A 24,364-nucleotide genomic window follows, 5' to 3' on the forward strand; every position below is an offset into this window, starting at 1 on the left:
GTCTTATTTCGCCTTCTCACGGTTTAGGTAAAGCAGTGCTGCGTTCAAAATCATGATAAACGCTAGAAGAACCACACCAGTTGCGTACAGAGCATTGGCGTGAACGCCACTTGCGTATGACATTTCAATCGCAATGTTTGCAGTCAGTGTACGAGCTGAATCAAGGATGCCCTCAGGCATTGCTGGTGCGTTACCCATCACCATAATGATTGCCATCGTCTCACCCAGTGCGCGACCGATACCCAGAATCACACCGGTCATGATGCCCGAACGAGCAGCAGGAACTAGGAGCTTAAAGATGGTGTAGATTTTCGATGCACCCAGAGCAAGCGAGCCCTCTTTATATGTGCGCGGCACAGCACGAATCGATGTTTCAGAGACTGTGATAACCGTAGGAAGAATCATGACACCCAATACAATGATACCTGCAAGAATCGTGTTACCTGCTGGTACATTAAATACTTGTTGAATGAGTGGAACGATAATAACCAGGCCGAAGAAGCCGTAGACGACCGATGGGATCCCGGCTAGTAGCTCTACCGCTGGGCGAATGATGTTTGCAACGCGCTTTGGCGCGATTTCAGCAATAAAGATCGCCGTTAGGACACCGATTGGGACGCCTACGACAACCGCACCTAGCGTCGACACCAGTGAAGCAACAATCATGGTTGCAACACCGTATAGTGCAGGTGGAAGCCAGTTTTGACCTAATACAATGCCAGTTACACCTACTTGTTGGAAAGCAGGAATACTTTCACGAACGATGAAATAAGCAATGATTGCTAGAGATACAATACCGATAACAGCACTGGTCAAGAACAGACCGTGGAAAATACGTTCTCTCCAATCTACACGCTTTTTCTCGCGTAGACCTGAGTTATTGATAGCATTAGCTTCAGTGTTCATAAGCTTTTCACTATTTGTTGCGATGGTCATATTGAATTCTCGATTTCCGAAGTAAAAACGGATGAGACAGAAAAGGCTCAGCCCAAAATGGGGGCTGAGCAACTAATAATTTGTATATCTAATTACTGAGCTGAGATGTAGCCTTTAGCTTCAGCTAGAGTTTGAGCTTCAGCATCAATCATCCAGTCTAGGAATTTTTGAGCTTCAGCAGATGGCTTGCCTTCTTTGTAAAGAACTAGGAAAGGACGAGCAACTTTGTAAGAACCGTTCTTAACGTTGTCTACAGATGCTTCAACACCGTCAATTGGTAGAGCGTTAACTGTTGCGTCAACAGTACCTAGAGAGATGTAGCCGATAGCGTATGGGTTAGAAGCAACCATCGTTTTCAGAGCACCGTTACCGTTAGCAACTTGAGCACGCTGAGAGATAGCCGTTACTGTTTGGCCAGAGATTTTTTGCTTAAGATCCATGATGTCTTCGAAAGCACCACGAGTACCAGATGCAGTATCACGAGTTACAGCAACGATTGGCTTGTCTTCGCCACCGACTTCTTTCCAGTTAGATACTTCACCTTTGTAGATAGCAGTAACCTGGTCAGCAGTTAGGCCTTCGATGTTGTTGTTTGGGTTAACAACAACTGCGATACCGTCAAGTGCAACAGTCAGTTCAACTAGAGATGGCTCTTTTTCATCTTCCTTAAGAGCACGTGAAGACATACCTAGGTCAGCTGTACCTGCTTTAGCAGCACGAACACCTGCAGAAGAACCAGGACCTTGTACTTCGATGAATACGTTGTCGTTAGTCTTCATGTATGTTTCAGAGAAAACTTCCATCAGTGGAGTTACGCTGCTAGAACCTACAGCAGAGATTGTTTCTTTAGCAGAAACTGTAGTCACTGCCATTGCGCCTAGAAGTGCCATTGCACCGATAACTGTCTTTTTCATCACAAATTTCCTTTGTTGGCACCATTGCCGTTGTTTTCATGAACGGTGCCCACTTTAGGCTGCTAATGTGACAGTTATATTTCACTTAATTGAAGCATCAATGACATGTGACACAAAAATTACCGACGCCTCTTTTGAGAGACTCACCCAAGAATACCCTGCAATAATAGAACTAGAGTCACGTTTCTTAAGTATCTATTAACATTGGTCGTAACATAAACGTAAAAATGACTAAGAATAAGTTTGTTCATTTGCTTTTCCTTTGAAGGAAGGCTTGATTTAACAGGTGCAAAGCCACTAACTGTCAATCATTCGTCATTATTTGTTCAGACAGTAAACACGAGTGACTATGAGCAAAACTAAAACATATCACTAACACAAAAAGCGCCTTTGTGATGCGATAGAGCAGGATTGCTGTGTAACATTTTGTTCCATTTATCTGCTCAAACTTAAGTGCGTTGTCCGAATATTTAGATAATGGCAGTCCGAACGAAATCAGAACTCACCAATACATATCGATTGAACAGAGATCGATGAACAAAAAAAGGTGACCAATGGTCACCTTTTTATAAGTCGTGCGTGCTACCTACTCATCATCCACTTTCGGTGCAATTTTCTTTTTAGGTACGAACACTGCGTCACCCACCGCAACATGCTTATAAAAGCTTTTGTCGCGCTTAACAGGTTTCTTCTTCTGCGCTGGTTTCTTGCTCGCTTTTGCTTTGGTGTTATCCACCTTCTTTCCGCGGAAATCAGGCTTACGTGGTTTAATGCCTTTAAACTTACCTTTCAAACCCTCTAACTCAGAGAAAGCGAGGTCTTGTTGCAGGTAGGTTTCAATACGTTTAAAGCTAGCCCAATCTTTCGGACCGACCAATGAAATCGCATCCCCTTTGTTGCCCGCACGACCCGTACGACCAACACGGTGTACATACTCTTCGGTGTGTTTTGGCATATCAAAGTTGATCACGTGCGTGACATTCGCAATGTCCAAACCGCGTGATGCGACATCGGTAGTCACCAAAATCTTGAATACTGCACGCTCAAACTGACTCATGATCGTATTGCGCTGCGTTTGATTCAAGTTACCACTCAGTGCTACCGCTTTGAGCTTCTTCTCATTCAACTTAGCGCACAAACGCTCAGTATCATCACGTGTTGCGGTAAAGATAATCAGCTGCTTATATTCCGCTTCTTCGAGTACACGATTCAATATCGCTTCTTTGTGATCAAGGTGGTCACATAAGTAGAAGCGTTGATTGATGTCTTTGTGCTCTTCATTCGACACGCCAATCGCGATGCGCTTGGGGGCATTAAGCATCTCAGAAGCAATATCGTTGACCTCTGCATGATCGAGCGTTGCAGAGAACATTAGTGTTTGGCGACGACGATGCTTTGCCGCTTTATGAATACGACGCAACTCTGGTGCGAAGCCAAGATCAAGCATACGGTCAGCTTCATCAAGGACTAATGTATCTAAGCCATCAAGGAATAGAGAACGGTGTTCTAGATGGTCAGCCAAGCGTCCCGGTGTTGCAACGATAAACTTCGGGTATTTACGCAGCGCTTTTACTTGGTCATTAAAGTTTTCACCGCCAAGAATCAACGTCGCTTCGTATGACAAGCCAGCCAGCATAGAGCGCAGCTCACCATATACTTGCTTAGCCAACTCTCGCGTAGGGGCAAGAATCACAGCTCGAGGGTCTTTCGCGGAGAACGCTTTTGACTTAAGCGCTTTATGCAGCATTGGCAAAACAAATGCCAGTGTCTTGCCTGAGCCTGTTTTCGACGAAGCCAACAAATCCTTACCTGCAATCGCCACAGGCACAGCCTGTTTTTGGATGTCCGTAGGCTTACGGAAATCGTAGTGGTTAAGTGTCTTTAGTAGGCGGTTGTCTAGGCCCAAATCTTTAAACTGCAAAAGCTGTCTCCAACGAATTTTAAAAAAGCGCGTAATAGTACAACAAAAGCGTGAACTACCCAAATCTAGTTCGATTTTAGTCGCTCTCGCACTAAAAGGTGACTAAATTTGCCTGTTGACAATTCAAACAATCTCGCAACATCCGTTAGCTACTGAATTTTCGATAGTTTTAACGACCCTTAGCAAGTAAAGGTTAAAAGATCGACTCGTATGCTAATTTTTTTAATCATTTTTGAGATCAAGATCAACTTATTTGCGTTTTAATTAAATTCTTGGTTTTTTTAGCTTTTCTATGCTTTGTGTTAAGCAAGATTATGTCTACAATTGCTTGTGTCACTATATAAAAAGAATGTATAGGGCGTTAATTGATACCTAAATCTATATGCAAGGAGTTCATGATGAACAAAATGTTAATCGCAGCTGCAGCGTCTTCTGTACTTCTACTAGCTGGCTGTGCGTCAGGTCCAGATGAAGAGACAACTGCTCAACTGAACGAGCTAAACGCGCAAGTAAACCAACTTAGCCAAGACGTTTCTTCACTGAAGTCTATGTACGCTGCTGACGTTCAGAAAGCAAACGACGCAGCTATGTCTGCACAAGAAGAAGCGGCACGCGCTAACGAGCGTATCGACAACATTGCACAGTCTTACACTAAGTAATTTGTTAGACAGCAAGATTCCATAAAAAGAGCCTGCAGTTGCAGGCTCTTTTTTTATCTGAACATTTGGTATCAATATTGATACAAACTTTAAAGCTGAGACTCCACCACCTCAACTGGGACACCGTTTTGTGCCATTAGTACAGCTCTGGTTTTGCTATCAGACAAACCATATTCATCTAACCACCAGCGCAACTCCAATGGGATCTCTAAGTCCTTCTTAGTGCCATCGCTGCGAGTCAGCGGCTCATGCGCTTCAACAAACACACTGCGATCGGGTTCCAAAGTCATTTTTACCGGCTCATCGATAATGCGCACATTGGTGCCTTTATCCACTTGGTAAAACAACCACTCAATGTCTTTAGGCTCCATGCGAATACACCCAGCGCTGACGCGCAAGCCGATTCCAAAATCTTTGTTAGTACCATGAATCAGATACTCGCCATGCCCATAGGCCAAGCGCATTGCGTATTCTCCCAGCGGATTGTCAGGGCCAGCCGGCACAACAGCAGGTAACTCGATACCCTTCGCGAGGTAATCGCGTCTCACCGACTGTGGGGGTGTCCATGTCGGCGCTTCACGCATCTGGCTGATACGAGTCTTCATCTCTGGTGTATCACGCCCAACTCGACCGATACCTACCGGGAAGATGTGGACCACTTCTTCGTCAGGGTCAAAGTAGTACAATCGAAGCTCTGCCAGGTTAATCACGATACCTTTTCGCTCCGCTTGGGGTAATATAATTTGGCTCGGTATCGTCAGCACATGATCAGCTTGAGGAAGGAACGGGTCGACCCCTTTGTTGGCCGCCATTAAAGACAAAAAGCCAACGTCATACTGCTTCGCAATATTTGCTAACGTTTCCCCTTGCTCAATAACATGATATTGAGTACGGCCAACAATGTTACTGCCCTCTGGGGGCAAGCTATACGTCGTCGACCACGCTGATGCACTCAATAACCAGCACAGTGACAAGTACTTACGCAACTTCATTAGAGATCCTTCGCTTCTTTATATAGTGCTAAGGTTATCTCTCTTTCGGCTTTGTGATCAACTATTGGCGGTGGATAATCAACATTGTCAAACTCTGAATACTTCCATGGTGCATGGATGAACTTATTGGGCACCTCCTTCAACTCTGGTATCCACTGTCGGACAAACTCTCCTTGAGCATCAAATCTTTCCCCTTGACTTATCGGGTTAAAAATCCGGAAGTACGGCTGCCCATCACATCCCGTTGATGCGCACCATTGCCAACCGCCATTATTGGCAGCAAAATCACCATCAATCAACTTAGACATAAAGTACGCCTCGCCCAGACGCCAATCCAAATGTAGATCTTTCGTCAAAAAGCTCGCCACCACCATTCTTAATCGATTATGCATCCATCCAGTTTGATTCAACTGACGCATCGCTGCGTCGACGATAGGGTAACCTGTTCGACCTTCTTGCCAGCTCAGTAAATACTCTGGTGAATAGAGCCATTGAATTCGCGGCGCCCATTCTACAAAATCTTTGTGTTTGCACAGTTTGGGCTCAAAGTAGATGAGATGCTGATAAAAATCGCGCCAAATTAACTCACTAAGCCATGTGCTCCCTCCCTCAGAAAGATGCTCGCCATTGGCGTATAGACGTGCCACACATTGCTTTGGAGACAAAGCGCCAATCGCTAGGTATGCGGACAGTTTACTGGTGGAGGAGCGAGCGGGGAAGTCGCGTTCTTGTTGGTAAATCTGCACAGTATCAGAGCAAAAGTCTCGTAGCTGCTGGCGTATATCTCGAGTCGCGACGGGCCAAGCTTGACTGTTTTCTCTTGGGTATCGAAAAGAGTGCTGAGCGTTGCCCCACTCTTGAGTAACAATATCTAACGCAGAGTTAGCCTGACACGGCTCTATTTTCTCAATAGCGCTAGGTTGCCATTGAGCCAACAGCGCTTTCTTAAACGGGGTAAAAACCTTGAAGTAGTGTCCTTGCTTGTTCAACGCGCTACCAGGAATAGTCAAACATCGAGCATGGTATTGATGCAATACCATATTCGCATCAGCTAACGCCTCACGTAGCCGTTCATCCCTAATCACCTCATTGAGTTCATATTCATTATTCACATGCACCGAGGTTATTGAGTGTGTCTGACATATCCGTTGTATCTGCTCAACGGCTTGTTGATAGTCATCGACTTCTTCATAAAGAAGTGGGACACCCAAATCTTTGAGATCATTTTGTAGCTCGCCAAGACGGCGAAATATTAAGTCTGCTTGCCGCGGTGCCATTTTATGCTGTTGCCACTGTAAGGGAGTCGCAACGTAGAGTGCCAGCACCGGGTTACCTGAACGAATCGCCTGCAATAGTGCTGGATTGTCATCCACCCGCAGATCGCGGCGAAACCAAACTAACTCCATGGTGAACTCCTTACATAAGATGCTCAATCATAGGAGAGCAGACTAGTTTATTCTCCCAATTAAGCTTGAGCTGAGCAATCGTTTCTTTTGTGGCCTCCGGCAATGCTCGGTTAGAAAACAAAGACAATTGACTGAAATTAACACCGATATCAAGCAAACCCGCCGGATCATCAACACCATCGAGCATCGTCACCCTTTGGCCGGTCTCAGCGATTTTCATGCACCACAACCAAGCGTAAACGCTACCCACCATATCGAGATTAACCACTAAGGTATGCCCTTTGTGGGCAGCCTTGTTCTCCGACTCAATAATCGAGGAGAGACGACCAAGCATGACGCTTTGAAACAGCGCCTTTTGTACCGACCGACTGCTGCCTTTCACTCTAATCAGTGCTTCCATGACTGGCGCAATTAAAAGATCTTCCACCTGCTGCAAAGGATAATCTTTGAAAGCAGATGACACCAAAGAGTCCACCTTCGCTGCCTTAATTTCCGCAAGCGCCGTCAATATAGGCTCCACATGCTCAAGCGCTTGCGGTGGCTCATCAATATTAGGGGCGATATCAGGGTTGCCGAGAAGGTCTTTCACCTTGCCAATTGCTACACCTCTTGCCAGCCAACCTTGAATCTCTTTTATGATATCTAGGTGTGCTTCTGTATATAGACGGTGCCCCTTGTCGGTTCTCTCTGGCTGAATAAGACTATACCGACGCTGCCAAGCTCTCAGCGTGACAGGCTTGACTCCGGTAAGTTCTGATATCTCTCTAATCGCGTATTTTTTACTCTCACAGCCCATAGCGTAAACGTAACTCCTGCGGGTAAGGTTCCAGATACTTTTGGTTAGCTAAATACTCATCAGGGTAAGTACTGATGTAGTGTTTGATTAACGTGAGCGGTGCGAGTAGCGGCAAAATACCAGTGCGATACTCGTCAATCACTTTGGCCAACTCCGCTTTTTGCTGCTTATCCAAATACTTCTTGAAGTACCCTTGAATATGCATCAGTACGTTGGTGTTATTCTTGCGGCTGGCTCTCTTTTTCATCGCCAACATGAACCCGAGGCGGTATTTCTGATAAAACTCTTCCGTGTCATACTCTTTCACGTTGGCCACCAAACGACCAAGCTCTTTGTATGACGAAGGGTCATGCGCCATAAGAGAGAGCTTGTAACGTGAGTGAAAGGCAACCACTTTACCAGCGGTGACCTCATCCCCCATTGAATCGTAAAAGTCTTGAAGGCTATAGACACGCGTAATAAAGTTTTCCTTTAAAACCGGGTCGTTTAATCGACCATCTTCTTCAACAGGCAGCCAGGGCATTTTCGTCATCAGCACTTCGGTGTACATACCAATGCCCTCTTTATCGGCACGCTTGTGCTTATAGACTTTGACGCGTTCCATGCCGCACGTTGGTGACTTCGCACACACGATGTACCCACAAAGCTTGTCTTGGCTTAACTGATCGACTGTATTGTGTGAGAAAGACAACATGCTCTCCGTGTAGTCCTTGGTCTCATCCTTGGTCTCCACAAGTGCAATGCGTTCCTCGTTGGATATTAAGCGGATAGTCGGTCGGGGGACGGATAGACCAATACCGACTTCTGGACACACTGAAACAAAATCAAGGTAAGGGGACAGCTCTTTCGTGACAAAATTACTGATTTTATGACCCGAGTCGAAGCGCACCTTCTCCCCTAATACACACGAACTAATACCAATTCTGACTTTTTCCGCTTCCATACTGCACTCCATGTACAAGTTATATTTTTGTATAAGTATTGTAGGAAAAACCATATTTGTACAATATTTTTTTTTGTACAACATGGTTGTTTTCTCTTTGTGTAAGAAGCCTCTGACTTTCCTATGTGCACAAAGCAACAGAAACAGAAATAAAAGTTCAACAAGTCATTGCTTTAACAATCCTTTTACCAAATACTAAACATTGAGGACAATTAACAAGGAAGTCACATGTTTCTAGATTACTTCGCGTTAGGGTTGCTGGTTTTTGTCGCACTAGTGATCTTCTACGGCATCATCGTCATTCACGATATTCCCTACGAAATCGCCAAAGATCGCGAACACCCACATCAAGATGCGATTCACTATGCAGGGTGGGTTAGCCTTTTTACCCTGCATGCAATATGGCCATTTTTGTGGATATGGGCGACGCTGTGGAGAAAAGAGCGAGGTTGGGGTTTTAAGAAACTTGAGGCCGAGCAACATGATATGCACCACCGTGTAGACACGCTCATTGATAAAGTTGACGCGCTGCAAAAAGAAGTGGAGCAACTTAAGAAAAGTCGAACCACCGACGTGTCTATACAGAAAAACACCGAGGAGGAGCAGTAATGGATTTACTACTCGTTATGACCTACGCGGCGCTGTGCATCGCCATATTCAAGATTTTTAATATTCCCCTTAATAAGTGGACAGTCCCGACGGCAGTATTAGGCGGAGTTGTTTTAGTGGGTACGCTCATCCTTTTGATGAACTACAACCATCCATTCACTCAAATTGGTAACCAGGTGTTTACGACAACCCCTATTGTCTCAGGCGTACGTGGTCGTGTTATCGAGGTGCCAGTTGAGCCGAATCAACCACTTAAGAAAGGGGATGTTCTATTCAAAATTGACCCTGAGCCATTTGCCGCTGAAGTTGCAAAAGTTAAGGCAAAAATTAAAGAGGCAAGTCAAGGAGCGCTTGGGCTCGAGTCGAATCTAGTAGAAACCAAAGCCGCTGTTGAGCAAGCACTAGCTGAGCGCGATAAAGCACTACGCGAGTTCCAACGTTATCAACGTGGCTTCGATAAAGGTGCGTTTACCGAGCAACAACTTGATACTCGTCGACAAGCTTACAAAGCATCACAAGCGGCACTTGAGGTCGCCTATGCCAACCAAGAACAAGCCGAAATCGCGCTTGATTCTGAAATTGGTGGAGAAAACACACAAGTCGCGTCATTACTTGCCGAACTCAGACAAGCAGAATTTAACCTAGAGCAGACCGTCGTAACGGCGCCTACCGATGGCTATGCGACACAGATTGCCTTGCGTCCCGGTGTGATGGCTGTCCCATTACCACTCGCACCAGTGATGACCTTCATTCACACTGAAGAGGTACTCTACACTGGCGCGTTTCGTCAAAACTCACTGCAACGCTTAAAGACTGGCTATGAGGCAGAGTTTCTATTTAGAGCAATACCAGGACGTGTCTTCAAAGGTGAAGTCAAAGAAGTGTTGCCTGCGATAGGCGAGAGTCAGATTCAGGCGAGAGGGCAACTGCTTGGTACCGATGCCCTCAAAACCAATGGACGCGTGTTCGTGACACTAAAACTGACTGAAGATCTAACCGAGTTCGACCTGCCGATGGGTACCGCGGTTGAGGTGGCTGTTTACTCAGATAAATTCTCACATGTTTCTATCATGCGTAAAGTGCTTATTCGTATGAAGAGTTGGCAAAACTATCTCTACTTAGACCACTAATCTCTTTCTACAGACCATCCCACTCAAAAGCCTGGCTATTTTCTCGTCAGGCTTTTTGTATTAACATGCATTCACGTGATCTATGTTACAAAATGTAATAAATCTAACCATTGATTGCTCAATAAGCTGTTTTCTGGAACAAAGATCCCACATAGAATGACGGCATTATTACAAGTTGCATACTCGGCTAGGGGTATCGCACATATAACGGCTTGGTGGAATCACACAGGCACACATATAAATATAAAAATATCTCGATAAGCGGGGAAGGCTTAATGGGGCTTACAACATCAGTGAGAAAACCTGCAAATGAGGTATCTACACTAAACAGTATCGACGCGCTGGCGATGGTAGAACACAGCAGTGAGATGACCATCAACATTACCACACCAGTAGGAACAACCTTTAGAATCGCAGCCAACTTTATCGGTACCCACTCTGACACTATGGTCATGATCGAGCCACCGATGATGTCTGAGGATGATTTAGCCAACTATTTTCAAGAAGGTTTCTGGGTCAACGTCAGAGCAATTTCACCCAGGGGTGAAGGTGCCGTCATTCATTTTAGAGCACAAATTGAGCATGTCGTCAGCGACCCTCTACCCTACATCGCACTCTCCGTTCCTCGAACAATGAAGGTACAGCAACTGCGCAAAGAGCCGCGCTATGATGTCAATCTTATTGGACGAGTGCGCTCTGAGGACCAACAAGCGGAATGTGAGGTGCGCGATCTATCGAAAGGCGGATGCCGCTTTATCACCACACCGCTTGCACGACCGTACCAAGTCGGTGATATGGTTGAAATTTCCTTTTTAATGCCTCAAGGACAGCAGAAAAATTTCGCGCCTCTCTATGGTCGGGTATGTAACCTGCAGCGCTCCAGCTTTCATGCGCGCTACGGTGTTCAGTTTGATGAAAAAGGACGAGAAAATGCCAAGTTCCTGCTCGCCAACCTTAAGTTTAATGGCAGCAAGCTGACATTACGTTAAGCCAAGCTTCTCACATACACATTTGCAAAAACTTTACCTATACCCGAGTACCACCACTTGGGTATACTTGCTGCATCAAAAGATTTAACAAACTCAATATGAATTACTTAACAACGTTTCTTAAAGGAATCGCTATGGGGGCAGCCGATGTTGTTCCCGGTGTCTCTGGCGGCACTATCGCGTTTATCACTGGTATTTACGACAAACTACTTAACAGTATTCGTAGCATTAACCCAAGCTTGATCAAAACCCTCAAACAAGAGGGAATGAAAGGTGCGTGGCAATCAATTAACGGCACCTTCCTCGTGACACTATTCGGCGGTGTACTCACCAGTATTGCGACATTAGCCAAGCTGATCTCTTGGTTGATGGAGACACACCCAATCCCTCTGTGGTCATTCTTTTTCGGGCTGATTCTTGTATCGGTCTACCACGTCATGCAGCAAGTGAAACAGCGCGATATCAAGACCGGATTGTTCCTACTGCTTGGCGTTGGATTTGCATTTGTGATTACAGTATTAAAACCACTGGATCTTGAACCTACCTCCATCAACTTTCTGATCTGTGGTGCGATTGCTATTTGTGCGATGATTTTACCCGGTATCTCTGGCAGCTTCATTCTCCTGCTACTTGGCATGTATACGCCTGTACTGGCTGCAGTGAAAGGGGCAGAGTTTGGTGTCCTTGCGCTATTTTTAACCGGATGCATCACGGGCTTGCTTTGTTTCTCACACCTGCTTTCTTGGTTACTAAACCGTTACCGAGACCTCACTTTAACCTTCTTGACTGGTTTAATGATAGGGACATTACCTAAAATATGGCCATGGAAAGAGACGGTTAGCTGGCGTACAAACTCTAGTGGCGAGCAAGTACCCCTCGAGCAAATTAATCTAAGTCCATTTAGTTTTGAAGCACTTTATAACGAGCCCGCTCACTTGCTCTATGCCATTGTCGCTGCGGCATTAGCAATAGGTCTGGTACTGGGTTTAGAGAAGGTGGCTGACCGCCAACAACACTGATCACAATATAAGGATGATGCATGAGAGCAGGGATTTCGCTCATTGTCATTGCACTGACCATGATGGCTGGTTTCTTCACGATGCCAGCCATCAAAGCATATCAACAATCTAAGCTTTCCATTTCCCCCCCTACCTGCTTTGCCACGACATCACCATGTTCAATTGACGATACGACGGTAACACTTAGTGTTGATTCCGTTACACCATTAACCCCTGCGACGCTTACAGTGAACTGGCCAACTCAAGCTGAAACTCTGTCGGTTCGCCTTCAAGGGCACGAGATGGAAATGGGAGAGATACGATTATTACTACAATCACGTGGCGATAACATCTTTACCGGAGAGGTTATCTTACCGGTTTGTACCTTGGAGAAGATGACTTGGTATGGGGAAGTGTCAGATGGCAGTCACAGGGTTTATGCTGGAATAAGGATGCAACGATGAAGAAATGGATTTGGTTACTCCCATTGGCGTTTGCCATTGGGTTGGGAGCTCAGTATTGGCTCCATGACTCTTCAGAAAAAGACAGCGTTAGCGCCACACTCGCAAGCGCGAATAACGACAATATTGAGCTGTTTGACCCCAATGATAGCCGCGTTAGGATTATCTACTTCGGTTTTACTCGCTGTCCTGATGTGTGTCCTACCTCTCTGGCCATGCTGTCTGGGGCACTCAAGCAACTTGAGCCACAAGAACTGGCTCAGATTCGCCCAATATTTATCTCATTAGACCCGGACAGAGATGACGCCGCCCTTGCTCATCAATACGCCCAGTATTTTCACCCTGCGATTGAAGGAATGAGTGGCAGTTTAGAGGTGACACAGCAACTTGCTCAACGTTATGGCGTCATTTTCCAAAAAACTGAGCTAGAGGGTTCAGAGCTAGATTACACGCTTGATCACAACTCCTATTTCTATTTCATTGATGCACAAGGGCAATTGGTGACGAAGGTCCCTCACGCTTTGTCTCCTGCACCTGTGCTCGCAGCCATTAAAACAATGACAACACCCTAAGGAACCAATATGCGCACTCTTGTCAGCTCTATTGCCTTAATGACACTTTATGCTAGCCATGCCTTCGCAGCCCCATCTTTATCTATCAGTGACGCCTACGCGCGCGCGACGCCACCCAATGTGACGACCAGTGCCGTGTTTGCCAAATTGCACAACACTACTGATAAAGAGGTTGTTGTGGCTTCAGCCAAAACAGAAAGAGCGGGGGCAGTAGAATTGCATACGGTGGAGCAACAAGGGGACGTCATGAAGATGCGTCAAGTAGAGAGCTTTACTATCGCGAGCGAAGCGACATTCGCGCTCAAGCCCGGTGCCGAGCACATCATGCTGTTTAACCTTGATGCACCATTAAAAATGGGTGAGCAACTCTCGGTAGAGTTGACCCTATTGACTGGAGAAAAGATTAACTTTGACGCCCCAGTGAAGAAAGTGATGCAAGGTATGAAGCATCACCATCACTAAACGTTACCATTTAATTACAACAAGGGCGAGTCTGTGACTCGCCCTTGTTGTTGATAATTATTGTTTGAATGAGCTATCCATAGGAGTTTGGCTGAAATCAAGAGGTTGAGCCTGATGCTGGTCTAGATCTGTATTGGCCTTTGAAGGTTCGAGGTCTTCACTAGACATTGACGGTACTTGATTCAAATTAGATGGGTTAGCTTGATCTTGTGAATGTTGATGTTGACTCATTTCAGCTGCTAAAACGTCAACAGCCAGATCATCTGCAGGTATAGCCACTTTCTTGGGAATCGGCACCTTACGTTTATACAGCTTGTTAAACGCTCGAATTAAACTATGTTTCGGCACCTTACCATCCGAAATTTTTCGAATAAGAGGTTTGGTCAGAGACTGCAGCCCTACGACTGAGTCTACACCAATACTATTGCCCACTTTATCGCGCAGTTGTCTTGCTGGTTGCCAACCGTAGTGTGCAGCCATAAACAACCAAGTATAAGCGATCGCATTGCCATTGGGTTTCTTGTCAATCCAAATCTCACCCGCCAAGCACATGGCTTCTGGACTACCTTTCTCCGCGGCACGCTCTAACCAGTAACAGCCTTGAAAAAAGTTAACTTCTGTCCCCACACCTTTAAGGTAATTCTTGCCCAAACTCAACATGCCGCGCTTGTCACCTAATTTGGCTGCAACCTTATTCCAATGTAACGACTTTTCCGGCTCTGAAAGTGGGTTATCTTTTGCTTGGAACCATTGCCCTAGAAAGAGGACTGAATCGATATGATCCAATTCTGCCGCCGAAATCACGTGCTCTAAGCCCCGCTCTGGGTCTTTTGCGATACCTTGGCCGTAAATCAGCGCTACACCAGTTTCATATTTTGATGTCAAATCACCATTAAATGCCTTCACACACTTTTTCCAGAACTTGGCTTTCTCTTTCAAAACCAGATCCTCAGCATGTAACTGGCTAATCTTGATGACTCCTTGCATGCCATGCACATTATCCAGGTCGGCGGCTTTCTCATACCAGTAGAGTGCTTCTCTGGTATTTTTGCGTTCAGCCTCTTTCGCTAAGTAGAGTATGGTTGGAATGTGGCCATACTCTGCCTTCATTATTCGTTCTTGATGCTCTTGTTCTTTGGCACGAGCAAGGGTAAGGCGATACTGACGATCACGCTCCTTCTTCTCTTGCTCCATTCTTTTTTTGCGTAGGGACAAAGATAACATCCACAGAAACATCGATATCAACGACACGCCTGCTAGCCCTACCGCAATGCCAATAAAACTCATCACTTTTCTCAGTAAAATTTAAACTCTAGAGTTGCCCACCCAATCATCAAAAAGCAACGCAGGTGATACAGTACCAACTCTAATTAACGACCAAAAAGCCAATTTCTTTAGCTCTAATAACCCGACTGTAGCGAGTCATTGTACCTGAACCTCTCAATCTCGTCTTTTATCTCTCTTGGTTATCTTTTAAAATTCGCTGCGAAACGATTGACTATGAAACGACACCATGAACAAAAATTTTCTCACTAATGGCATCGCCATTGGCTTGATTGCAGTCGGCTATTTTGGCCAAATCCAACTCCTATTTATTGCCGGGATATTTGCCTTTTCAGGGGCAATAACCAACTCTCTCGCCATTCACATGTTGTTTGAAAAAGTACCAGGCTTATATGGCTCAGGTGTAATTCCTGCTCGCTTTGAGGAGTTCAAAGCGGCTATTCGAACCATGATGATGGAGCAGTTCTTCACCGAAGAGAATATTGACCGCTTTTTAAATGAAGAGATGAATAGCTCTACAGCAATCGATCTTGTCCCGGTGATTGAGAAGATTGACTTTAATCCGACATTCGACAAGCTTGTCGATGTAATTAGCCAATCTTCTTTCGGTGGAATGATTGCTATGTTTGGTGGCGTTGAAGCATTAGAGCCACTTAAACAGCCATTTGTTGAAAAGATGCGTGAGTCCGTCGCCGAAATTGGTCAAAGCGACACAGTCAAAAATGCGCTTAAAGAGCAGTTTGAATCGAAAGATATGATGGATGACATTAAATCGAATATTGAGCAGATCATCACTCAGCGCCTCAACGAGCTAACACCACAGCTAGTGAAGGAACTGGTTCAACAAATGATCAAGCAGCACCTCGGTTGGTTGGTTGTATGGGGTGGCGTATTTGGCGGCCTGATCGGTGTTATCTCTGCCACATTCCTTTAAAGCAATGTGAGTAATTCGGGGTTCACACCAAACCCCGTTTTATGCTCTTCTATCACCACTTCACTTCGCGTTTGAATCACACCGGGTAACGTACCCAACTTACGCGACATAAACGCCTGATACGCCTTCATGTCTTTCACTCTGATCTTGATCATCGTATCGAAGTCACCAGAAAGTGAATAACACTCCTCTACTTCAGGCATATCCTCAACCGCTTTGGCAAACTTTTCAAAAATTGAAAAACTGCTCTGATCTAATCGGATATGAATAAACACCTGAACATCCACACCCAACTTTTCTGGGCTCAGCTCAGCATGATAGCCAGTAATGAAGCCCTCTTTTTCTAAACGTTTTACACGTTCCGAACAAGGTGACGTCGTCAGATTGACTCGCTTGGCAAGCTCAACAACCGGTAGGCGCCCCTTCAGGTGCAAGAGCCGCAAAATCTCTTTATCAGTGCGATCGAGTTCCATCTCTTAATCTTCTGTTCTTCATCAATTGTCTCGCATAATAGCAAATCTATCTAAACATTCTCATCAACAAAAATGCAAAAAGCGACGCTTATGAAAGCGTCGCTTTTAATCAATCACGATAAATAACGAATAGTGTTAAGCGGGTGATAAACCAGAGTCCACAACAACAGCTGGTTTAAACTCTGTCGCACACACTCGACATGAAACGACTTTTTCCATCTTCATGTAATGATCGCCAGTGAACACTGCTTTAACCACACGCAGACAATGCGACATCGTCGGCAACTCTTCCTCTGACCTTCGCATCACAACTTTGTGAGCAGTTTCTTTTCGGCAGCAAGAACAGTAAGCAGTTGGCATGGTTTTCATCCTCAAAACAATGACTGGGTTTACGATGTAGACGCCATTCTGCTTAAAAAAGTTCCACTCAATAACCAAACATATTCATTTTCGTGATATAGGTTCAGAAAATAATCCCAAAGTTCGATTTATATCTACTAGCGACATGAAACTAGTCGATTTCTTTAAGAGATTTTTCGAATTTGTCGTGTTGCTCAGCCACGCCAGTGCTTGGCTCCGCAGTGATTAAGCTCACAAAAACCACCGCTATTGATGCCAGCACCATTCCAGGGACAATTTCATACACATCAAACCAGCCACCACTCAATTGTTTCCACACGACCACAGTCACACCACCGACCACAATACCTGCTAACGCGCCCTGGCGATTCATTCGGCTCCAGTAAAGACTGAGTACGATCACAGGACCAAACGCCGCACCAAAGCCAGCCCATGCATAAGACACTAACCCAAGCACTGAACTATTTGGATTCATAGCAAGCACGAGTGCAAAAATTGAGATCGCGATAACCGCGAAGCGGCCCATTTTCACAATTTGTTCAGAGGTCGCTGACGTATTGAACCACTGTTTATAAAAGTCTTCCGCTAGCGCTGAAGAAGAGACCAACAGTTGCGAATCTGCCGTACTCATAATCGCAGCAAGAATCGCTGCCAGTAAGATGCCGGCAATGACTGGATGGAAGATCGCATTCACCAACAACATGAAGATCTTCTCGCTATCATCTAACGTCACGGCAGGTGTGTTGGTGACATAAATCAAGCCAACAAAACCCACCAGCATCGCGCCAGCCATAGATAGGCCAGTCCAAGTCACAGCGATACGACGCGCTGTCGTTAGGTCTTTATTGCTGCGTGACGCTTTAAATCGAGCCAAAATGTGGGGCTGACCAAAATACCCAAGCCCCCAAGCAGCAAGGGAAATAATGGCGATCGCTGATAGTGGCTGACCATCAATACCATTCCAAATCGTCAATAATTCCGGGTTAATCGCCGTCAATTCGCTACCTAGCTTGGTAAAGCCACCCTCTAGCGCAGCAATAGGCACAATCAACAGAGCCGCTGACATTAATAAGCCCTGCACCAGGTCCGTCCACGAGACCGCTAAGAAGCCGCCAAATAGGGTATAAGAAACCACACATACTGTGCCGATCACCACCGCCGTCGTGTAATCAAGGCCGAATACCGTCTCAAACAGTTTGCCACCCGCAACCAAACCTGAACTCGTATAGAACAAGAAGAAGAGTAAAATGAAGAACGCTGAGATGGTTTGAATCAACTTACTATTGTCTTGGAAGCGACGAGCTAGATACTCTGGAATCGTCAATGAATCGGTTGTAATACTGTAAGTTCTCAATCGCTTAGCCGAAATCAGCCAGTTGGCCCAAGTACCCACCAATAGCCCGCCTGCCAACCATATCGCTTCAAAACCTGCCGCATATGCATACCCGGGTAGACCCATTAACAACCAGCCACTCATATCAGAGGCACCAGCGGATAACGCTGCTGGCCAAGGCCCTAGGGAACGACCACCCAGAAAGTAGTCTGTCGAATTTTTGGTTCTCATGTAAGCAACGACACCTATGCCAAGCATCAGCAGCAAATAGGCGATAAACGTTGTTGTAATAGCAAAGCTATTGAACATTGCATTTTCCTTTTTATTGTTGTGCTCGGCTTATCAAATCATGGTTTGATAAGCCGAGCGTCCCATCACCGCTTCGGTGATCAAAGTTAGTGGGTCGGATTACCTAACTCTAAGAGTGTGGCATTGCCTCCCACTGCTGTAATATTGATGGTTCGTGTACGCTCAGTGCAAAAACGCAGAACGAGCATCGGGTCTTGTGCCATTGGCAGAGCTGTCAAATCAGTCTCCGCAACGACAGGTACAATGATTCCTTCACGCTTCGCCACATTGCGATTAAACTCAATGGCCCCACTTTCACTGCCAACATAGCCCGCCGTACGTATGTCCAGATCAATGAATTCAGCGTAGCTTTCCAAAGAGCTAGTCTGAATTAAGTGAGTACTTGCTTGCGTCAAACTCCATGCTGAATCGATAATATCGGTAAGCTCACGATCACAACTACACACAACGACACTGTTGCCTGCTACGACTGCAGCAACGAGTTGCGCCACAAGTGCGATACGAGCCGAAAGACACTCCTCTTGCTGCACAAGCAGCGCGACACCTCTTGGTGCAAGATAGAGCTCATTAGTCTCGCCCGTTGGGCCGCTAAGGAGATGCGGGTTGCCAACTAAATTTAGGCCATAACCGATTTGCATGGCAGCGACAGGGGCAAGTGCCGGCACTTTTTGAGCGAGCTGCGCCTGAAAAGTCAGTAAATACTCACTTCGCTTCTCGTTCTCAATAAATCGCCACTGCTCCAAAGCGAGACAGGCTTCTTTAAACTGGGTAATGTGCTGAATCATGCTTGTGCCTCCAACAAAGAGAACTGAGAAAAGCGATAGAGATAATGCGGACCGCCCGCCTTAGGGCCTGTTCCCGATAGGCCTTGTCCACCAAACGGCTGGACACCCACAACAGCACCTACTTGATCGCGATTCACGTAGCAGTTACCCACTTGTGCGTGTTTCTCTATCCAGCGATAAGTGGTCTCATTGCGACTATGGACGCCCATTGTTAGGCCGTAACCACTGCGGTTAATCTGCTCAATGACGTCGGCTAATTCCTGCGCCTCATAGCGCACAATGTGCAAAATAGGACCGAACTGCTCTTCTGCTAAACGATTCACGCTATCAATCTCAAATGCGGTTGGAGCAATATAGTCCCCTACCTCACATTCATCAGATAACGCTGTCTGCGCGACCATTTGGTGTTGTTTCTGCATCGTCTCAATATGTTGTTGCAGTTTGGCCTTGGCGGTTATATCGATGACTGGGCCAACGTCAGTGCTGTGCAGATATGGACTTCCTACTTGAAGTTCGTCCATCGCTCCTTGAATCAAGTGAATAACGCGGTCGGCAATGTCTTGTTGAACGAATAGTACTCGCAAGGCCGAACAGCGCTGACCTGCCGAGGCAAAAGCCGAGCGAATAACATCTCGCACCACTTGTTCAGGCAAGGCCGTACTATCAACAATCATCGCATTCTGCCCACCGGTTTCAGCGATGAATGGCACCGGCAACGTTGCCCTTTGCGCTAGCGATTCATTGATGCGCTGTGCCGTTGGTGTCGACCCTGTAAATGCGACCCCTGCAATATCGGGATGCTGCGTCAATGCTGCGCCTAGCTCTGCCCCCGACCCTGGTAATAGCTGAATAGCGGAACCAGGAATACCAGCTTCTAGCATCAGCTCCACCGCTTTACACGCCATTAAACTCGTCTGTTCAGCGGGCTTGGCAATAACGGTGTTACCGGCCATCAGCGCTGCACTGATTTGTCCGACGAAAATGGCTAATGGGAAGTTCCAAGGACTAATACAAACAAACACGCCACGCCCTTTGCGTTGCCAATTTCGTGATTGACCATCAAAGCCCTGTCGACTCTCCACCTCAAACATCGGAGCAAATTTGGCGTAATAACGACAAAAATCAACAGCCTCGCGCACTTCATCGATACTATCGTGAATGGTTTTACCGGCCTCGTGATGACACAGTGCCACCAACTCCGCCATGTTCTTTTCCATGAGGTCCGCAAACCGCTCTAGGTGAGCCCCTCTCAGCGAAGGCGATAACGCTTCCCATGTTGCTCTGCCTGCCTTAGCAAAAGCAATCGCTTCGGAAACATGATCAAGGGAAGCAAAACACATGCTTCCTACCTGTTTGTCGCGATCATAAGGTGCAGTCACGGGGAAAGCGTGAGGATCAGCCTTGATCATGCTCTCGGAAATTATCTTGCCTTCAATGATTGGCGCACCAACCCAATGCTTGTGCATATAGCTTGCGACTTGTTCTTCAAACGGCGCAGATTCACTTTCAATATCAATGTTTATACCCAGTGAGTTAATGCGCTCGCCAAAGATTTGTGGCGGCAACGGTATCTGTGGATTCGCAAGATGTTCGTTGCTCAGCAAGGTGTCTACTGGGTGGTGGGTTAAGCTTTCGATTGGGCAGCGACTGTCCACTAGACGATGAACAAACGAGCTGTTGGCACCGTTTTCCAACAGACGTCGAACCAGGTATGGGAGTAAATCTTTGTGACTTCCAACAGGAGCATAGATACGCACAGGCTGGCGATAACGAGCCATAACATGCTGATATAAGGCCTCACCCATGCCGTGCAATCGCTGAAATTCATAATCACTGTGAGTCGCCATTGCTGCAATCGCAGTGACAGTTTGTGCATTGTGACTCGCAAACTGTGGGAAGACATTGCCTCTCACTGCATCACTGAGTAGGAATCGAGCACAGGCAAGGTACGAAACATCGGTGGCTTCTTTGCGGGTGAAAACAGGATAACCCGTATAGCCAGACTGCTGAGACCACTTGATTTCACTATCCCAATAAGCCCCTTTAACCAGACGAAGGGGAATGGTGTCACCTTGTATTTGAGCCAATCGGTTTAACCAAGCCAGTACCGCGAGGGCACGTTTAGAGTAAGCTTGCACCACTAAACCAAAGCGCCCCCAACCTTTGACTGTGTCATTCTGATACAGTTTGGCAAACAGGGTCAGCGACAACTCAAGCCTATCAGCCTCTTCCGCATCAATCGTGATGGGAACGTCAAGCTCAACAGCGCGAGTCAGTAACTCTAGAACGGTCTGATAGAGCTCAGTCATCACCCGCTCACTTTGCGCCACCTCATAGCGTGGATGCAACGCAGAAAGCTTGATAGACACTGAAGGAAGTGGACAGCCTGGCACTTTTTCTTGTCGTCCAACCGCTTCAATAGCCATCAGATAATCTTTGAAATACTTCTGTGCATCCGCCGTGGTCAGTGCAGCCTCACCTAGCATGTCATAAGAGTGAGTAAAGCCCTGCTTTTGCAGGCTAACGCTGTTTTTTTGTGCCTCTTTGATGGTTCGCCCGAGAACAAATTGATGCCCCATGATCTTCATGGCTTGATGCATCGCACGACGAATCACAGGCTCTGACATCTTGTTCACCAAGCGATTCATCGCACCCGACGGGCTCTGTTTCTCACCCTCATCCAAGCCAATCACTTTACCCGTCAACATCAAGCCCCAAGTAGATGCATTGACAAAAACCGAGTCAGAATTTTTTAAATGAGACTTCCAATCCGCAACCGTGAGCTTATCTTTGATCAAGGCATCCGCTGTCGCGCTGTCGGGTATGCGCATCAGTGCTTCAGCCAAGCACATCAACAAAATGCCCTCTTGCGTATCAAGACTGTACTCCAACAATAGAGCGTCAATCATCTGGATTGACTGCTTGTCAGCGCGGATAGACTCAATCAGTGAATGTGTTTGGGATTGGATCTGCTGTTTTTCTTGATCCGAAGGGGTGGCTAATAGAATCAATTGTTGTAGCCATTGCGTTTCATCCACCATGTAAAGTGGAGAGATATGTGACCAAAGCACCTCGAGCGACTGCTCGTTGAATGCAGGGGTCAATACATCTGATGCAGCAAACATAACTTCCCTCTATTTATGACTGCCTCGATTGAAAATCGAGAATTTAACAATGGCTAGCAGTCTATTTTGAGGGGGAAGTAAAAACTTGTCAAAAACTCTGGTTTTTTATTCAAAAACTCCTATCAATAACGATTTTCAAACAATATCACAAACAATGTGCCACAGAATGTTATGTATTACAGCAAAACGGAGTCTTTGTTAGCTCTTAAACCGCTTACGATAAGCAGAAGGTGTTTGACCCACCAGACGACTGAAGGCATGAGCAAACGCACTTTGGCTGGAAAATCCCGTTAGTTCAGCAACTTGACCAAGATTAAATTGACCAAGCTCCATCAAGCGTTTCGCTTTATCAACACGTCGACTCAGCACATATTGATGTGGGGTAATCTTAAATTGTTCCTTAAATAGATGATGAAACTGGCTCTCACTCAAGAAGACACTACCCGCAAGCTGCGCCACTGAGATCTTGTGACTGATGTGCTGATCAATATAACGATTGAGCAACTCTATATCGAAACGTGCTGATTTATCAGTGAGTTGAAACTGATGGCTGTGACGGTGAAGAAGTGCGATCACCGTATCATTACAGGCTCGGCGCAAAAGAACATCGTCAGGATGCGCACGCATCTCTTTTGTCATTAGTTGAATCAACTGCTGCACAGAGCTATCGATCTGGAAATAAAGCTCGGTTTTTGCAACCTGATTGAGTTTTTGCAATAACAGTGGGTCATTGTCTTGAGCGGCGGGTAAGTTCAACACCAAAATATCGGAGGGATTAAGCACACTACCAAACGCGTGCCCCTCGCCGGAGTTAACGATGCACCCCTGCCCAGGCCCGACAATATTGCCGACGCCAGAAACTTCAAATTCGGAATCACCATTCAATCCAATCACAATCTGAGTGTAACTATGATCATGGCAGTCCATGAAAGATGGCAAGGTCACCACTTCTGCCGGAACAGGCATGTGTATCTTTGGGGTATATGTAGAAGGAATGGACTTAGACACGATGAACCTAACGAGCAAATATACAACGTTGGCAGTGTATATCAGGGCTGATGGATTGGATAGTCGATCATGTAAGCACTTGTGCCACGTGTAAACGGCCGCAACACAAAAAGATCAATTGAATAAAAATGTGATCAAAACCTCCCGGAACGATGATCAAGAGCACACAATTTACGGTTAATGCTTCACCAATTTAGTTTGATATGTTTGAAGTTCGCATAAAAAAGGTCACTGCAATCGTGACCTTCTTCAGAGGATAACACTTGAGCTTAAGGTGCAAGACGCTCTATACCCCATTGATTTTCAATAGATGAGTATAAGAACCGATCATGCAGACGGTGCTCCCCACCCTGCCAAAACTCGATCGACTCTGGCTTGATGCGGTATCCCCCCCAGAAAGAAGGCACAGGAACATCACCTTTCTCAAATTTCTGCTTTAACTCCAAGTATTTCGCCTCAAGCACGCCTCTAGCAGAAATACGGCTGCTCTGTTTACTCGCAATCGCAGCAATCTGACTCTCTTTCGGACGCGACAAAAAGTACTTCATGTTTTCAACCGATGAGAGCTTTTCTGCCACACCTGTCACATGAACTTGACGCTCGAGTGGATGCCAAGGGAAGTGCAGGCTGACGCGGTTATTATGAGCAATATGCTGTGCTTTACGACTGCCTAAATTGGTATAAAAAACAAAACCTTGCTGATCTAGATTCTTTAATAGCACGATGCGTTGAAATGGCTGTCCGCGCTCATCCACAGTAGCAACCGTCATCGCCGTTGGATCAGTCATTCCTGCGTCAATCGCCTGTTGCAACCACAGGTTAAATTGATCAATAGGGTCATCTTTCAAATCATTTCGTCTTAGTCCATCACGACTGTACTCACGACGAATATCAGCTATATCCATGAGCTTACTCTCTAACAATTTTTTTTGATTGTGCGTTGATCATCGTTCCACTGCAAGTGG

24 protein-coding genes are annotated in these 24,364 nt (G+C 46.0%); 9 read left to right on the forward strand and 15 right to left on the reverse strand.

What is annotated here, in order from left to right; all coding sequences use genetic code 11:
- Positions 1-3: 3 nt before the first annotated feature.
- The 3 genes from pstC to GT360_RS20435 all read right to left on the reverse strand — a co-directional run bounded on the left by pstC (position 4) and on the right by GT360_RS20435 (position 3,771).
- A complete protein-coding gene (pstC, locus tag GT360_RS20425; protein ID WP_164650774.1) occupies positions 4-936 on the reverse strand; it encodes a phosphate ABC transporter permease subunit PstC in 933 nt (310 codons plus the stop codon).
- A 92-nt stretch (positions 937-1,028) separates the two neighbouring features.
- Positions 1,029-1,850 (reverse strand): phosphate ABC transporter substrate-binding protein, encoded by an 822-nt coding sequence (locus GT360_RS20430; RefSeq protein WP_164650775.1) that lies wholly within the window; start codon positions 1,848-1,850, stop codon positions 1,029-1,031.
- 586 nt (positions 1,851-2,436) lie between these two features.
- The gene (locus GT360_RS20435) at positions 2,437-3,771 is read right to left on the reverse strand and encodes a DEAD/DEAH box helicase (RefSeq protein ID WP_164650776.1); all 1,335 of its coding nucleotides are present in this window, start codon (positions 3,769-3,771) and stop codon (positions 2,437-2,439) included.
- A gap of 398 nt (positions 3,772-4,169) precedes the next feature.
- Here GT360_RS20435 and GT360_RS20440 point away from each other — a divergent pair, with 398 nt between their 5' ends.
- Complete coding sequence (locus GT360_RS20440) at positions 4,170-4,430, forward strand: Lpp/OprI family alanine-zipper lipoprotein (protein WP_164651187.1); 261 nt, start codon at positions 4,170-4,172, stop codon at positions 4,428-4,430.
- Positions 4,431-4,519: 89 nt separating this feature from the next.
- On the opposite strand, the gene GT360_RS20445 is transcribed toward GT360_RS20440, so the two are convergent.
- Genes GT360_RS20445 through GT360_RS20460 form a run of 4 tightly spaced genes read right to left on the reverse strand, consistent with a single transcriptional unit; the run spans position 4,520 to position 8,567 of the window.
- Positions 4,520-5,422, reverse strand: coding sequence for a L,D-transpeptidase family protein (locus GT360_RS20445; RefSeq protein ID WP_164650777.1), 903 nt, complete (start codon positions 5,420-5,422; stop codon positions 4,520-4,522).
- A complete protein-coding gene (gene phrB / locus GT360_RS20450) occupies positions 5,422-6,828 on the reverse strand; it encodes a deoxyribodipyrimidine photo-lyase (protein ID WP_164650778.1) in 1,407 nt (468 codons plus the stop codon). The genes GT360_RS20445 and phrB overlap by 1 nt, the downstream gene beginning before the upstream one ends.
- Before the next feature lie 10 nt (positions 6,829-6,838).
- Positions 6,839-7,624 carry a MerR family transcriptional regulator gene (locus tag GT360_RS20455; RefSeq protein ID WP_164650779.1) on the reverse strand — a complete coding sequence of 262 codons (786 nt, stop codon included), beginning with the start codon at positions 7,622-7,624 and terminating at the stop codon, positions 6,839-6,841.
- Entirely contained in the window at positions 7,614-8,567 is a 954-nt protein-coding gene (locus GT360_RS20460) for a YbgA family protein (protein WP_164650780.1), read from the reverse strand. Before GT360_RS20460 ends, GT360_RS20455 begins: the two co-directional genes overlap by 11 nt.
- A 228-nt stretch (positions 8,568-8,795) precedes the next feature.
- Between GT360_RS20460 and GT360_RS20465 the strand changes: the two genes are divergently transcribed.
- From GT360_RS20465 to GT360_RS20495, 7 genes are all read left to right on the forward strand, one after another.
- Entirely contained in the window at positions 8,796-9,176 is a 381-nt protein-coding gene (locus GT360_RS20465) for a DUF3302 domain-containing protein (RefSeq protein WP_164650781.1), read from the forward strand.
- Complete coding sequence (locus GT360_RS20470) at positions 9,176-10,306, forward strand: HlyD family secretion protein (protein WP_164650782.1); 1,131 nt, start codon at positions 9,176-9,178, stop codon at positions 10,304-10,306. Before GT360_RS20465 ends, GT360_RS20470 begins: the two co-directional genes overlap by 1 nt.
- A 275-nt stretch (positions 10,307-10,581) precedes the next feature.
- Positions 10,582-11,295 carry a flagellar brake protein gene (locus GT360_RS20475; RefSeq protein WP_164650783.1) on the forward strand — a complete coding sequence of 238 codons (714 nt, stop codon included), beginning with the start codon at positions 10,582-10,584 and terminating at the stop codon, positions 11,293-11,295.
- Between the two features lie 98 nt (positions 11,296-11,393).
- Positions 11,394-12,314: a polyprenyl-phosphate transporter gene (locus GT360_RS20480; protein WP_164650784.1), complete on the forward strand. Its 921-nt coding sequence runs from the start codon at positions 11,394-11,396 to the stop codon at positions 12,312-12,314.
- A 20-nt stretch (positions 12,315-12,334) separates the two neighbouring features.
- Positions 12,335-12,757: a hypothetical protein gene (locus GT360_RS20485; protein WP_164650785.1), complete on the forward strand. Its 423-nt coding sequence runs from the start codon at positions 12,335-12,337 to the stop codon at positions 12,755-12,757.
- Positions 12,754-13,326, forward strand: coding sequence for an SCO family protein (locus GT360_RS20490; protein ID WP_164650786.1), 573 nt, complete (start codon positions 12,754-12,756; stop codon positions 13,324-13,326). The genes GT360_RS20485 and GT360_RS20490 overlap by 4 nt, the downstream gene beginning before the upstream one ends.
- A gap of 9 nt (positions 13,327-13,335) precedes the next feature.
- Positions 13,336-13,788, forward strand: coding sequence for a copper chaperone PCu(A)C (locus GT360_RS20495; RefSeq protein ID WP_164650787.1), 453 nt, complete (start codon positions 13,336-13,338; stop codon positions 13,786-13,788).
- A gap of 57 nt (positions 13,789-13,845) precedes the next feature.
- On the opposite strand, the gene GT360_RS20500 is transcribed toward GT360_RS20495, so the two are convergent.
- Positions 13,846-15,075, reverse strand: a complete 1,230-nt coding sequence (locus GT360_RS20500) for a tetratricopeptide repeat protein (protein WP_164650788.1) — start codon at positions 15,073-15,075, stop codon at positions 13,846-13,848.
- Between the two features lie 226 nt (positions 15,076-15,301).
- Between GT360_RS20500 and GT360_RS20505 the strand changes: the two genes are divergently transcribed.
- Positions 15,302-16,006: a DUF445 domain-containing protein gene (locus GT360_RS20505; protein WP_164650789.1), complete on the forward strand. Its 705-nt coding sequence runs from the start codon at positions 15,302-15,304 to the stop codon at positions 16,004-16,006.
- Here GT360_RS20505 and GT360_RS20510 read toward each other — a convergent pair.
- From GT360_RS20510 to pdxH, 7 genes are all read right to left on the reverse strand, one after another.
- Entirely contained in the window at positions 16,003-16,479 is a 477-nt protein-coding gene (locus GT360_RS20510; RefSeq protein WP_164650790.1) for an Lrp/AsnC family transcriptional regulator, read from the reverse strand. The two genes, GT360_RS20505 and GT360_RS20510, sit on opposite strands and share 4 nt — an antisense overlap.
- Before the next feature lie 135 nt (positions 16,480-16,614).
- Positions 16,615-16,839, reverse strand: coding sequence for a hypothetical protein (locus GT360_RS20515; protein ID WP_164650791.1), 225 nt, complete (start codon positions 16,837-16,839; stop codon positions 16,615-16,617).
- 151 nt (positions 16,840-16,990) lie between these two features.
- Positions 16,991-18,481, reverse strand: a complete 1,491-nt coding sequence (gene putP / locus GT360_RS20520) for a sodium/proline symporter PutP (protein WP_164650792.1) — start codon at positions 18,479-18,481, stop codon at positions 16,991-16,993.
- Positions 18,482-18,567: 86 nt separating this feature from the next.
- Positions 18,568-19,266: a 1-pyrroline-5-carboxylate dehydrogenase gene (locus tag GT360_RS20525; protein ID WP_164650793.1), complete on the reverse strand. Its 699-nt coding sequence runs from the start codon at positions 19,264-19,266 to the stop codon at positions 18,568-18,570.
- Positions 19,263-22,391: a bifunctional proline dehydrogenase/L-glutamate gamma-semialdehyde dehydrogenase PutA gene (gene putA / locus GT360_RS20530; RefSeq protein ID WP_164650794.1), complete on the reverse strand. Its 3,129-nt coding sequence runs from the start codon at positions 22,389-22,391 to the stop codon at positions 19,263-19,265. Before putA ends, GT360_RS20525 begins: the two co-directional genes overlap by 4 nt.
- 198 nt (positions 22,392-22,589) lie before the next feature.
- A complete protein-coding gene (locus GT360_RS20535) occupies positions 22,590-23,357 on the reverse strand; it encodes an AraC family transcriptional regulator (RefSeq protein ID WP_164650795.1) in 768 nt (255 codons plus the stop codon).
- Positions 23,358-23,668: 311 nt separating this feature from the next.
- Complete coding sequence (pdxH, locus tag GT360_RS20540; RefSeq protein WP_164650796.1) at positions 23,669-24,304, reverse strand: pyridoxamine 5'-phosphate oxidase; 636 nt, start codon at positions 24,302-24,304, stop codon at positions 23,669-23,671.
- Between the last annotated feature and the right edge of the window lie 60 nt (positions 24,305-24,364).

It is taken from the genome of Vibrio astriarenae, from assembly GCF_010587385.1.
GTDB classification, from domain to species: domain Bacteria; phylum Pseudomonadota; class Gammaproteobacteria; order Enterobacterales; family Vibrionaceae; genus Vibrio; species Vibrio astriarenae.

Excerpts from the sequence above, each read along its gene's own strand:
- GT360_RS20445 (WP_164650777.1), bottom strand. The coding sequence starts at position 5,422 with ATGAAGTTGCGTAAGTACTTGTCACTGTGCTGGTTATTGAGTGCATCA.
- GT360_RS20510 (WP_164650790.1), bottom strand. The coding sequence starts at position 16,479 with ATGGAACTCGATCGCACTGATAAAGAGATTTTGCGGCTCTTGCACCTG.
- GT360_RS20500 (WP_164650788.1), bottom strand. The coding sequence starts at position 15,075 with ATGAGTTTTATTGGCATTGCGGTAGGGCTAGCAGGCGTGTCGTTGATA.
- GT360_RS20495 (WP_164650787.1), top strand. The coding sequence starts at position 13,336 with ATGCGCACTCTTGTCAGCTCTATTGCCTTAATGACACTTTATGCTAGC.
- GT360_RS20465 (WP_164650781.1), top strand. The coding sequence starts at position 8,796 with ATGTTTCTAGATTACTTCGCGTTAGGGTTGCTGGTTTTTGTCGCACTA.
- GT360_RS20485 (WP_164650785.1), top strand. The coding sequence starts at position 12,335 with ATGAGAGCAGGGATTTCGCTCATTGTCATTGCACTGACCATGATGGCT.
- GT360_RS20440 (WP_164651187.1), top strand. The coding sequence starts at position 4,170 with ATGAACAAAATGTTAATCGCAGCTGCAGCGTCTTCTGTACTTCTACTA.
- putA (WP_164650794.1), bottom strand. The coding sequence starts at position 22,391 with ATGTTTGCTGCATCAGATGTATTGACCCCTGCATTCAACGAGCAGTCG.
- GT360_RS20515 (WP_164650791.1), bottom strand. The coding sequence starts at position 16,839 with ATGCCAACTGCTTACTGTTCTTGCTGCCGAAAAGAAACTGCTCACAAA.
- GT360_RS20490 (WP_164650786.1), top strand. The coding sequence starts at position 12,754 with ATGAAGAAATGGATTTGGTTACTCCCATTGGCGTTTGCCATTGGGTTG.
- phrB (WP_164650778.1), bottom strand. The coding sequence starts at position 6,828 with ATGGAGTTAGTTTGGTTTCGCCGCGATCTGCGGGTGGATGACAATCCA.
- GT360_RS20525 (WP_164650793.1), bottom strand. The coding sequence starts at position 19,266 with ATGATTCAGCACATTACCCAGTTTAAAGAAGCCTGTCTCGCTTTGGAG.
- GT360_RS20455 (WP_164650779.1), bottom strand. The coding sequence starts at position 7,624 with ATGGGCTGTGAGAGTAAAAAATACGCGATTAGAGAGATATCAGAACTT.
- GT360_RS20430 (WP_164650775.1), bottom strand. The coding sequence starts at position 1,850 with ATGAAAAAGACAGTTATCGGTGCAATGGCACTTCTAGGCGCAATGGCA.
- GT360_RS20505 (WP_164650789.1), top strand. The coding sequence starts at position 15,302 with ATGAACAAAAATTTTCTCACTAATGGCATCGCCATTGGCTTGATTGCA.
- GT360_RS20480 (WP_164650784.1), top strand. The coding sequence starts at position 11,394 with ATGAATTACTTAACAACGTTTCTTAAAGGAATCGCTATGGGGGCAGCC.
- GT360_RS20535 (WP_164650795.1), bottom strand. The coding sequence starts at position 23,357 with ATGCCTGTTCCGGCAGAAGTGGTGACCTTGCCATCTTTCATGGACTGC.
- GT360_RS20470 (WP_164650782.1), top strand. The coding sequence starts at position 9,176 with ATGGATTTACTACTCGTTATGACCTACGCGGCGCTGTGCATCGCCATA.
- putP (WP_164650792.1), bottom strand. The coding sequence starts at position 18,481 with ATGTTCAATAGCTTTGCTATTACAACAACGTTTATCGCCTATTTGCTG.
- GT360_RS20460 (WP_164650780.1), bottom strand. The coding sequence starts at position 8,567 with ATGGAAGCGGAAAAAGTCAGAATTGGTATTAGTTCGTGTGTATTAGGG.
- pstC (WP_164650774.1), bottom strand. The coding sequence starts at position 936 with ATGACCATCGCAACAAATAGTGAAAAGCTTATGAACACTGAAGCTAAT.
- GT360_RS20475 (WP_164650783.1), top strand. The coding sequence starts at position 10,582 with ATGGGGCTTACAACATCAGTGAGAAAACCTGCAAATGAGGTATCTACA.
- pdxH (WP_164650796.1), bottom strand. The coding sequence starts at position 24,304 with ATGGATATAGCTGATATTCGTCGTGAGTACAGTCGTGATGGACTAAGA.